Origin of the sequence: Sphingomonas sp. GC_Shp_5, assembly GCF_026540855.1 — a bacterium.
In the GTDB taxonomy this organism is placed as follows: domain Bacteria; phylum Pseudomonadota; class Alphaproteobacteria; order Sphingomonadales; family Sphingomonadaceae; genus Sphingomonas.
This window is the reverse complement of sequence record NZ_JALNUP010000049.1, coordinates 1-9,164: the sequence shown is the minus strand read 5'-3', so window position 1 is coordinate 9,164 and position 9,164 is coordinate 1. Positions and strand designations below refer to the sequence as shown.

General features: G+C 69.0%; 9 protein-coding genes and 1 pseudogene. 5 read left to right on the top strand and 5 right to left on the bottom strand.

What is annotated here, in order from left to right; genetic code table 11:
• The first annotated feature begins 190 nt into the window (after positions 1–190).
• On the top strand, positions 191–2,440 hold the full coding sequence (gene parC / locus OXR60_RS19530; RefSeq protein ID WP_267397723.1) for a DNA topoisomerase IV subunit A: 2,250 nt from the start codon (positions 191–193) through the stop codon (positions 2,438–2,440).
• Positions 2,441–2,516: 76 nt separating this feature from the next.
• A complete protein-coding gene (locus OXR60_RS19525; RefSeq protein WP_267397722.1) occupies positions 2,517–4,187 on the top strand; it encodes a bifunctional diguanylate cyclase/phosphodiesterase in 1,671 nt (556 codons plus the stop codon).
• On the opposite strand, the gene OXR60_RS19520 is transcribed toward OXR60_RS19525, so the two are convergent.
• The 4 genes from OXR60_RS19520 to OXR60_RS19505 form a co-directional block, all read right to left on the bottom strand.
• Positions 4,133–5,356: a CCA tRNA nucleotidyltransferase gene (locus OXR60_RS19520; RefSeq protein ID WP_267397721.1), complete on the bottom strand. Its 1,224-nt coding sequence runs from the start codon at positions 5,354–5,356 to the stop codon at positions 4,133–4,135. The two genes, OXR60_RS19525 and OXR60_RS19520, sit on opposite strands and share 55 nt — an antisense overlap.
• Entirely contained in the window at positions 5,347–5,943 is a 597-nt protein-coding gene (locus tag OXR60_RS19515; protein WP_267397720.1) for a CoA pyrophosphatase, read from the bottom strand. The genes OXR60_RS19520 and OXR60_RS19515 overlap by 10 nt, the downstream gene beginning before the upstream one ends.
• Complete coding sequence (locus OXR60_RS19510) at positions 5,940–6,506, bottom strand: DUF1285 domain-containing protein (protein WP_267397719.1); 567 nt, start codon at positions 6,504–6,506, stop codon at positions 5,940–5,942. The genes OXR60_RS19515 and OXR60_RS19510 overlap by 4 nt, the downstream gene beginning before the upstream one ends.
• An 89-nt stretch (positions 6,507–6,595) precedes the next feature.
• A complete protein-coding gene (locus OXR60_RS19505) occupies positions 6,596–7,111 on the bottom strand; it encodes an N-acetyltransferase (protein ID WP_267397724.1) in 516 nt (171 codons plus the stop codon).
• A gap of 188 nt (positions 7,112–7,299) precedes the next feature.
• Between OXR60_RS19505 and OXR60_RS19500 the strand changes: the two genes are divergently transcribed.
• Together OXR60_RS19500 and OXR60_RS19495 are read left to right on the top strand one after the other, a co-directional pair.
• Entirely contained in the window at positions 7,300–7,671 is a 372-nt protein-coding gene (locus OXR60_RS19500) for a dihydroneopterin aldolase (protein WP_267397718.1), read from the top strand.
• Entirely contained in the window at positions 7,671–7,961 is a 291-nt protein-coding gene (locus tag OXR60_RS19495) for a Rossmann fold domain-containing protein (RefSeq protein WP_267397717.1), read from the top strand. The genes OXR60_RS19500 and OXR60_RS19495 overlap by 1 nt, the downstream gene beginning before the upstream one ends.
• Here the strand turns inward: OXR60_RS19495 and OXR60_RS19490 are convergent.
• The gene (locus OXR60_RS19490) at positions 7,950–8,771 is read right to left on the bottom strand and encodes a hypothetical protein (protein WP_267397716.1); all 822 of its coding nucleotides are present in this window, start codon (positions 8,769–8,771) and stop codon (positions 7,950–7,952) included. The two genes, OXR60_RS19495 and OXR60_RS19490, sit on opposite strands and share 12 nt — an antisense overlap.
• Positions 8,772–9,024: 253 nt before the next feature.
• Here OXR60_RS19490 and OXR60_RS19485 point away from each other — a divergent pair.
• Positions 9,025–9,164 (top strand): annotated as a pseudogene (locus tag OXR60_RS19485) (energy transducer TonB); the annotation flags it as partial.

The window sequence follows — 9,164 nt, the reverse complement described above, 5'->3', positions numbered from 1 at the left end:
CGCGGGCGAGGGATGGGGTGAATGGGGTTGGTGCGGGTCGGTGGGATCAACAGCGTGAGATCCCAGCTTTCGCTGGGATGACGGCCTGGAGCCGCCCCCCAGGTGAACGCTGGTTCCTCGTGGCGGAGGAGGTCCGCCTCCGTCGCCGCCGCTGTTTGATTGCTGGGCCGACACTGCTAGTGTTCCCGATATGACCACCGACTATAAGGACCCCCCGATCGGCATCCTCGACGAGCCGTTCGACAGTGCGCTGTCCGAGCGTTACCTCGTCTATGCCCTGTCAACGATCACCGCGCGCTCGCTGCCGGACGTCCGCGACGGGCTGAAGCCGGTGCACCGGCGGCTGCTGTGGGCGATGCGGCTGCTGCGGCTCGACCCATCGCAGGGCTACAAGAAATGCGCGCGCGTGGTCGGCGACGTGATCGGCAAATACCATCCGCATGGCGACCAGTCGGTTTATGACGCGATGGTGCGGCTCGCGCAGACGTTTTCGCTGCGTTATCCGCTGGTCGACGGGCAGGGCAATTTCGGCAACATCGACGGCGATAACGCCGCGGCCTATCGCTACACCGAGGCGCGGCTGACCCAGGTCGCGATCGACCTGATGGATGGGCTCGACGAGGATGCGGTCAGCTACCGGCCGACCTACAATGGCGAGGACCAGGAGCCCGAGCTGTTCCCGGGGATGTTCCCCAATCTGCTCGCCAATGGCGCGAGCGGCATTGCGGTCGGCATGGCGACCAGCGTGCCGCCGCACAATGCCGCCGAATTGCTCGATGCCGCGATCATGCTGATCGACCGGCCTGACGCCGACGACGCGGCGATCCTCGACCACGTGAAGGGCCCCGATTTCCCCACGGGAGGCCTGGTGGTGGATCCGCCGGCGGTGATCGCGGAGAGCTATGCGACCGGGCGCGGCTCGTTCCGGGTGCGCGCGCGCTGGGCAATCGAGCGCGAGAAGGGCGGCGGCTGGCAGCTGATCGTCAGCGAGATCCCTTATGGCGTGCAGAAGGGCAAGCTGATCGAGCAGATCGCGGCGCTGATCAACGACAAGAAGCTCCCCATCCTCGCCGACGTCCGCGACGAATCCGATGCCGAGATCCGCGTGGTGCTCGAGCCGCGCAGCCGCACCGTCGATCCGCAGGTGCTGATGGACGGGTTGTTCCGGCTGACCGATCTCGAGACGCGGTTCAGCCTCAACTTGAACGTGCTCGACAAGGATCGCACGCCGCGGGTGATGAGCCTGCGCGAGGCGCTCGCCGCCTGGGTGGAGCATCAGTTCGTGGTGCTGCGCCGGCGCACCGAGCATCGCCTCGCCAAGATCGCCGACCGGATCGAGCTGCTCGACGGCTATCTGGTCGCCTATCTCAACCTCGACCGGGTGATCGAGATCATCCGCACCGAGGATGAGCCGAAAGCGGTGATGATGGACGAGTTCAGCCTGACCGATCGCCAGGCCGAGGCGATCCTCAACATGCGGCTGCGCTCGCTCAGGCGGCTCGAGGAATTCGAGATCAAGGGCGAGCGCGACAAGCTCGACAAGGAGCAGGCGACGCTCGCCGCACTGCTCGCCGATCCCAAGAAGCAGCGCGCGCGGCTGAAGCGCGACATGGCCAAGATCCGCGATCGCTATGGGCTGGAGACGGTGCTCGGCAAGCGGCGGACGACGATCGAGGAAGCGGCGCCGACCCGGGATATCCCGCTGGAGGCGATGATCGAGCGCGAGCCGATCACGGTGATGCTGTCGCAGCGCGGCTGGATTCGGGCGATGAAGGGCCATGTCGATCTCGCCGGCGCCGAGACGCTGAAGTTCAAGGAGGGCGACGGCCCGGCGTTCGCGTTCCACGCCCAGACCACCGACAAATTGCTGCTCGCCGCCGAGAATGGTCGTTTCTACACGCTGGCGGCGGACAAATTGCCCGGCGGTCGCGGGTTCGGCGAGCCGGTGCGGGCGATGATCGACCTCGATGGCAGCGTGCCGGTGGTCGCCTTCCTCAACGCGCGCGCGCAGGAGAAACTGCTGATCGCGGCGAGCGACGGGCGCGGTTTCCTGGTACCGGTCGCCGAGGTGATCGCCGAGACGCGCAAGGGCAAGACGGTGATGACGCCGCGGCCCGGCGCCAAGCTGATCGTGGTGCGGCCGGTCCGCGCCGATGCCGATTACATCGCGGCGGTAGGCGACAACCGCAAATTCCTGGTGTTCCCGATCGCCGAGGTGCCGGTGATGAGCCGCGGCCAGGGCGTGCAGCTCCAGCGCTTCCGCGAGGGCAGCCTGTCCGACACCACCGCCTTCGTGTTCGCCGAGGGGATGAGCTGGGCGATGGGCGGCGACAGCGGGCGGACGCGGACCGAGAGCGACCTGTCGCTGTGGCGCGCGGCGCGCGGCGCGGCGGGGCGGACGCCGCCGACCGGTTTCCCGCGCGACAACAAGTTCGGCTGAGCCATGGCGGACAAGTTTGCCGGACTCTGCGGCAAGCTTTAGCCTGCATTAACATTCCGGCCCTAGGCCGGGGGTCATGGCCTCCGCCTCGACCGACGCGTTTATGCCGCCGGACATCGATCCCGAGCTCCTGCAGCGGAGCCTGGAGCTGGTGCCGATCCCGGCTGCGCATCTGCTGCAGACCGGCAGCACCCTCGATTTCGTTGCGATCAACCGCGCCTATCGGCTCGCCGGGCTCGGCATCGTTGCCGATCGTTCGCCGATGCTGGCGATGCTGGGTCCGCGAATCACCGAGTTCCTGCGCTCCGACGATCTCCGGCTCGATTTCGACTGGTCGCTCGGCGAAGCGATCGACTGCCGCTACTATCGGGTGACGCTGGCTCGCACCGCGCTGGCGCAGCGCCACCGCTGCCAGATCACCTTCGTCGACCATACGCTGCAGGTCCACACCGAGCGCTCGCTGCGCCGCGAGATGACCACCGACAGCCTCACCGGCCTGCCCAACCGCGAGGGGTTCGGCGATCTGATCGAGGCGACGCAGCGCGGCCCCAGCCGCCACGCGGTGCTGGTGATCGACCTCGACCGCTTTGGCCGGCTCAACGCCTGCCTCGGCGGTCTCGCCGGCGACGAGCTGCTGATCACGGTGGCGCGGCGGATCAAGGGCGCGGTGCGCGCGAGCGACACGCTGGCGCGGATCGGCGGCGACGAATTCGGCATCCTGATGGCAATCGATGCCGAGGCGGAGGAGGCCGAGCAGCTCGCGGCGCGCATCCACCGCGCGCTCGCCGCGCCGTTTCGGCTCAGCGATTACGAGATCGGCGTCGAATGCTCGATCGGCATCGCCTTCGGCGGCGAGCGGATCTGCGACGCCGAGGAGCTGATCCGCCACGCCCAGTTCGCGGTGAAGCGCGCCAAGACCAGCGGCCATGTCGAATCCTACCAGACCCGCGCCTTCACCATCGCCCGCGAGCAGTTCGCGATGGAAACGGCGCTGCGCCGCGCGATCGAGCAGCGCCAGCTGCGGCTGACCTTTCAGCCGATCCGCGATCTCGCCAGCGGCGCGCTGATCTCGTTCGAGGCGCTGGCGCGGTGGCGCAACCCCGATGGCCAGGAGCTGCAGCCGAGCGACTTCATCCCGGTCGCCGAGGAATCAGGGCTGATCGTCCCGCTCGGCCGCTGGGCACTCGACGAGGCCGCGCGCACTCTTGCCGGCTGGGACGCCCGGCTCGGCGGCCATTGCGGGGTCAAGCTCGCGGTCAACCTGTCGGCGATCCAGCTCCAGCGCGACGACATCGCGCCGGTGGTGGAAGCGGCGCTGATCGGCCATGGCCTTGCCGGCGACCGGCTGACGCTGGAACTGACCGAAAGCGCGATCGTCACCGATCCCGATCGCATCGCCGGGATCATGCATGCGCTGAAATCGCTCGGCACGACGCTGGCGATGGACGATTTCGGCACCGGTTATTCGAACCTTGCCTATCTGCAGAAACTACCGATCGACATTCTCAAGATCGACCGCAGCTTCATCTCAGGAATGCTGGCGGACCGCGACAAGGTGGCGATCGTCCGCGCGATCCTCAGCCTCGCCCAGGCGTTGGGGATGAAGACCACCGCCGAGGGGATCGAGAATATCGAGCTTGCCCAGACGCTGGCGGCGATGGGCTGCACCTTCGGCCAGGGTTATCTCTACGCTCAGCCGCTCGAAGAGGGCGACGCGCTGGCGATGGTCGCCGCGGCGAGGGCCTGAGCCACCGCGTCGTCGGCGAGCTGCTCGACGCGCGGTGCATCTGGGAATCCCTCGGCAATCCACGCCGTCTCGATTTGGCGTAGCACGGCGGCGACGTCCGGCCCCTTCCGCAGCCCGCGCCCGACCAGGGCACCGCCACCGAACGGCAGCGCCGGCGGTCGCCAGTCGGCGAGATCGGCGACATCCGCGCCAGCCAGCAACAGCCGATCGACCGCCGAGGCGATGCCAACCCGATAGGCGAGCGCGCGGGCGCCTTCGCTGCCCGGGCCCCCGCTGGCGGCAACCAGCCGCTTGCGATCGTGATTGGAAAGCTTGAGCCGGGCGCCAACCGTTTCGGCGGCCGCGGCGGGAAGCAGCGCGGCGAGCCGGCGGATGGCATCGGGCGGGATCCCCGCCGCAACCTCGCGGGCGGCAAGCGCGGCGAGCGGCGTGGCATCGGTGATTTCGGGGAGCACGGCGCGGAAGATGCCGCGCTCGATCATCAGCGCGATCACCGGCACCGCGCGTGCAGCGACGAGCAGCTTGAGCAGTTCGGCAGCGATCCGCTCACGCGACAGCGCCATCAGATCGTTGCTGCGCGCGGCACAGGCGGCAAGCCCGGCATCGTCGATGGCGTCGCCGAAGCGGGCGTGGAAGCGGAAGAAGCGCAGGATGCGCAGGTGATCCTCGGCGATCCGCTGATAGGGATCGCCGATGAAGCGGACGCGGCGCGCGGCGAGATCGTCGATGCCGCCGAAATAATCGAACAACTCGCCCGACACTGGATCGGCATAGAGCGCATTCATGGTGAAATCGCGCCGCGCGGCGTCCTCGCGCCACTCCTCGGTAAAGGCAACGACAGCGTGGCGACCATCGGTGGCGACGTCGCGGCGCAGCGTCGTGACCTCGACCGGGCCAGACGGCAGCACCGCGGTGACGGTGCCGTGGGCGAGCCCGGTCGGCACCACCTTGATGCCGGCGGCCTGGATGCGGCGCATGCTCTCCGCCGGCGCGAAGCTGGTGGCGAGATCGACATCGGCGGCGTCGATGCCGAGCAGGGTGTCGCGGACGATGCCGCCGACATAACGCGCGCCGCCCGCCGCGCCGTCGAGCGCGGCGACGAGCGCGGTCAGCCCCTCATGGTCGGCAAGGTTCGCCAACGGCAAGGTCGATCGCGCGCTCAGGCCCATGGCAGCCGCCGCGACAGATTGACGATCATCGCCGCGGTCGCGCCCCAGATCCGTCGGTCCTCCCACAGGATCTCCACATAGTGGCGCTCGAGGCACTGCCAGGTGGCGGAGGCGGCGCGGTGGTTGGCGGGATCGAGCAGAAAGTCGAACGGCACCTCGAACACGCTGGCGACCTCTGCCTCGCTGGGGCGCAGCACCAGATCGGCGGGGACGACGCCGATCACGGGCGTGACGGTGTAGCCGGTCACCGTCCGATACGGATCGACGGCGCCGATCACCTCCACGGCGCTCGGCGGCAGGGCGATCTCCTCGTCCGCCTCACGCAGCGCCGCCTGGATCACCGACTCGCCGGGATCGATCCGGCCGCCGGGAAAGGCGACTTGGCCGGCGTGGCGGCGCAACGTCTCGGTGCGCTGGGTGAGGATGACGCCGGGCCGGGGGGCATCAGTGATCGCGACGAGCACGGCCGCGGGGGTCATCGCGTCATGTGGGCGATCATCGCCGTCGCGCAGGTCGCCGGCGAGCAGCCTGGGATTGGTCTGCCGCCCCCGCTCGAGCGCGAGGGCGAGGCGCTCGGCGAGCGTCATGCCGCTGCCAGCGGGAAGAACACGCCGCTGCTCCACACGCCGGGTGTCGCGTCGCCGTCCGCCTGCAGCGCGTGATCGACCAGCTCGTAATAGACGGCGCGCGCGACTAGCGCCTCGAGACCGCCGCGGACGTGGAGATAGGGGCGGGGGCCGTCGTCGCCCTGCTCGACGCGCAGCGCATGCTCCGGCCCCGCGGTGACGAGATCGCCGGTGTTGAGGCGGAAGGTGAGTGCCGCCGCCTCGCCGGCGCCATCGGCCTTGAGCTCGACAGCGACGAAGGCGGCATCCTCGACGAGGATGTCGAGCTTCTCGACCGGGGTGACCAGCACGTGGCTGCCATCGGGCTCGCGGCGCAGCACGGTAGCAAACAGCCGGACCATCGCCTCGCGGCCGATCGGCGCGCCCTGATGATACCAAGTGCCGTCGCGCGCGATACGCATCTCGCTGTCGCCGCAGCGCGTCGGGTTCCACTGATCGACCGGCGGCAGCCGCCGCTCGGCGACCAGCGTGGCGATCTGCGCGAGGCTGAGAGTGGCGAGATCGGGCAGCTCGTCCATGGGCATGCGCGGCGACTAGGCGGCGACGGCGGGCGCGTAAACCCTTGTCGCCGGTGAAGACGCCGCGGTGATCACAGCCGTGGCGGTATCGACGGTCAGCCGACCGGCGTGACCATATGCGGGCCGAGCAGACCGGCGGCAGCCGGCACGCGGTCGCCGCGGGCGAGCAGGCGGTGGCGTTCGACCGGACCGGGCAGGCGCCAGCCGGCGGTGCGCTCCGCGGTAAAGCCGAAGAAGCGGCCATAATATTCGGGATCGCCGATCAGCATCATCGCGTGATGCTGGCCGTGGGCGACGGCGGCGTCGAGCGCCTGGGTCATCAGCCGGCGGCCGAGCCCATCGCGCTGGCGATCGGGGGCGACGGCGACCGGGCCGATCATCACCATGGGAAACTCGCGGCCGTCATCGCCATGAAGAGTGACCGGCCAGCATTGGATGGTGCCGATCAGCGCGCCCGACTCGATCGCACCGATGCTGAGCGCGTCGAGCGCGGCGCCGTCGCCGCGCACCTTGTAGGCGGTGCGGCCGTGACGGTCGCTGCCGAACGCACGGTCGAGCAAGGCTTCCACCGCATCGGGCGGCACGGTGCTGAGCGGCACGAAGTCGATCACGGTCACGCATTCCTCTTGCGGCGGCGTACCCGCAGGCCTCGGGCCGCGCCCCTTAGCCTGCGGGTGCGGGATGGCAAGCGGAATGGGCGAGGGCGCGGTCGCTTCATCGACCCTGGGGAGGGATTGCCTACCACCGCAAACCGACGCCACTGTTTCCCTTCGCGGGAAAATCGCTAAAGGCGCGGGGCATGGACGACAGCCTTCAGCTCGAGGTGCATGACCTGGAGGTTCAGGTTCTCACCGGTATCTACTCGGAAGAGACTCATCTGCCGCAGCCGCTGCGGATCTCGCTGACGGTGGACCTGGTGTGCCCGCGCCAGTTCCTGCCGGATACGCCGCTCGGCGCGTCGAAGAACTATCTCGATCTCAAGCATGCGGCGACCACGGCGCTGCCCGAGGGGGTGCATTTCACCCTCATCGAGGGCGTCGCCGATCATATCTGCGAGACGCTGTTCCTCGCCGACGCGCGGGTGCTGCGGGTGAAGGTAAAGATCATCAAGCTTGCGATCGCCGAGGCGGGCGAGTCGATCGGCATCACGCTGGTGCGTCACCGCCGCTGATGCGGGTCCATGTCGGCCCCGGCGATGATCTCGTGGCGCTGGTGCGCGCCAACGGGGCCGAGTCGCTCGTCATCGTCATCGCCGCGGGCGGCTCGCCATTGTGGCTCGCCCAGGCCAGAGCGGCGATCGCGCCGCTGGCGATCGAGCAGGCGCCGGGCCGACGGATCAATGCGGTGGTCGCCGGCGTCGGCGCGGCGGCCGCCGATGTCGATGCCGCCGCGGCGTTTTTGGATGCGGCCGGATCAACCACCGGCCAATGGCTCGCGGTGGGCGCCGCCTCAGCCGGCTGAGCGGGTCCGGCCGCAGCGGCCGAGCGACGCCAGCACGAAGGCATAATCCTCCGCTGCGACTGCGGCGTCGTCGGCGCTGAGCGAGGCGATGGCATGCTCGGGCAGGCGCGGGGGCAGCGAGCAGGCGAGTCGATACCAGAGCAGCGTATCGGGCGCGGGTGGCGCTGCGGCTTCGTCGACGATCTCGGACAAGGCCACCGCCCAACGGGTCTGCTCGCCGGGGCGGCGCAGCACGCTGAGCGACACCGGCGCGCCATTGCCGGTAGACAGGAACAATTGCGTCTCGCCCTCGCCGGGCAGCGCACCGGGGACGTGGAAGGCGTTGTTGATCCCGGTGATAGTCGGCGGCGCATCGGGCGCGACCAGCTCGCGGGCGATGCGGCGGACGCGCTGGTCGGCCTCGGGGCTCCAAGCGAGCTGTGCGTCGGGGGCGACCAGCTGGACCTGGCCGGGCGTGGCCGCGACGGGCCGTGCGAAGATCAGTACCCGGGCCTTCTTGTACTTGGGCATGCGGCCGCTCGCGTCGGGCGCGGCATCGAGCAGATAGCCAATCCGTGGCGGCAAGCCGCCGGCGCCGCGCACCAGCGCCGCCACGTCGGCCTCGACATACAGGCGGGTGTGCCCGGGGGCGACACCGGCGGCGTCGGCGCCCTTGAGCGTGACGGTCGAGCGGACGGTGGCATCCGCGATCACCGGTGCGGCGAGAATCAGGTCGGCGAGATCGGCATAGCCGGGGCCAGCAACGGCGACACTATTTGCCCGGGGCGGGGCGGGGACTTGTGCCAGAGCGGGAACGGACAGTGCTGCCAACGCAGCGGCGAAAATGGGGCAAAATCGCGGCATCATGCCGGTTGCGCTACCGCGGACAGGCTGAACGATACAGAAATAAATCTGTCTTCAGACGATTGTACGTTTGTTGCGTCCGACAAAGCGTTTGCGTGTAACCGAGCCGGGCGGTAGGACTGAAGGGCCTGCCATCCCGGCGTTGCCGAGGCAGCGGTCTGTGCGCGTCCAACCCCGGGGCGCGCCAAGAGACCACGAATTTAGGGAGTGTCGTTGCTGAATGGCCTATGCTGACCAGAAGATGTCCGGTGGCAAGGTGGTCGCGATCGTCATCGTCGCGCTTATCCACGCTGTGCTGGGCTATGCCTTCATCTCGGGCCTCGCGTACCAATACGTGAAGAAGGCCCAAGAAAAGCTTAA

Excerpts from the sequence above, each read along its gene's own strand:
- parC (WP_267397723.1), top strand. The coding sequence starts at position 191 with ATGACCACCGACTATAAGGACCCCCCGATCGGCATCCTCGACGAGCCG.
- OXR60_RS19525 (WP_267397722.1), top strand. The coding sequence starts at position 2,517 with ATGGCCTCCGCCTCGACCGACGCGTTTATGCCGCCGGACATCGATCCC.
- OXR60_RS19520 (WP_267397721.1), bottom strand. The coding sequence starts at position 5,356 with ATGGGCCTGAGCGCGCGATCGACCTTGCCGTTGGCGAACCTTGCCGAC.
- OXR60_RS19515 (WP_267397720.1), bottom strand. The coding sequence starts at position 5,943 with ATGACGCTCGCCGAGCGCCTCGCCCTCGCGCTCGAGCGGGGGCGGCAG.
- OXR60_RS19510 (WP_267397719.1), bottom strand. The coding sequence starts at position 6,506 with ATGCCCATGGACGAGCTGCCCGATCTCGCCACTCTCAGCCTCGCGCAG.
- OXR60_RS19500 (WP_267397718.1), top strand. The coding sequence starts at position 7,300 with ATGGACGACAGCCTTCAGCTCGAGGTGCATGACCTGGAGGTTCAGGTT.
- OXR60_RS19495 (WP_267397717.1), top strand. The coding sequence starts at position 7,671 with ATGCGGGTCCATGTCGGCCCCGGCGATGATCTCGTGGCGCTGGTGCGC.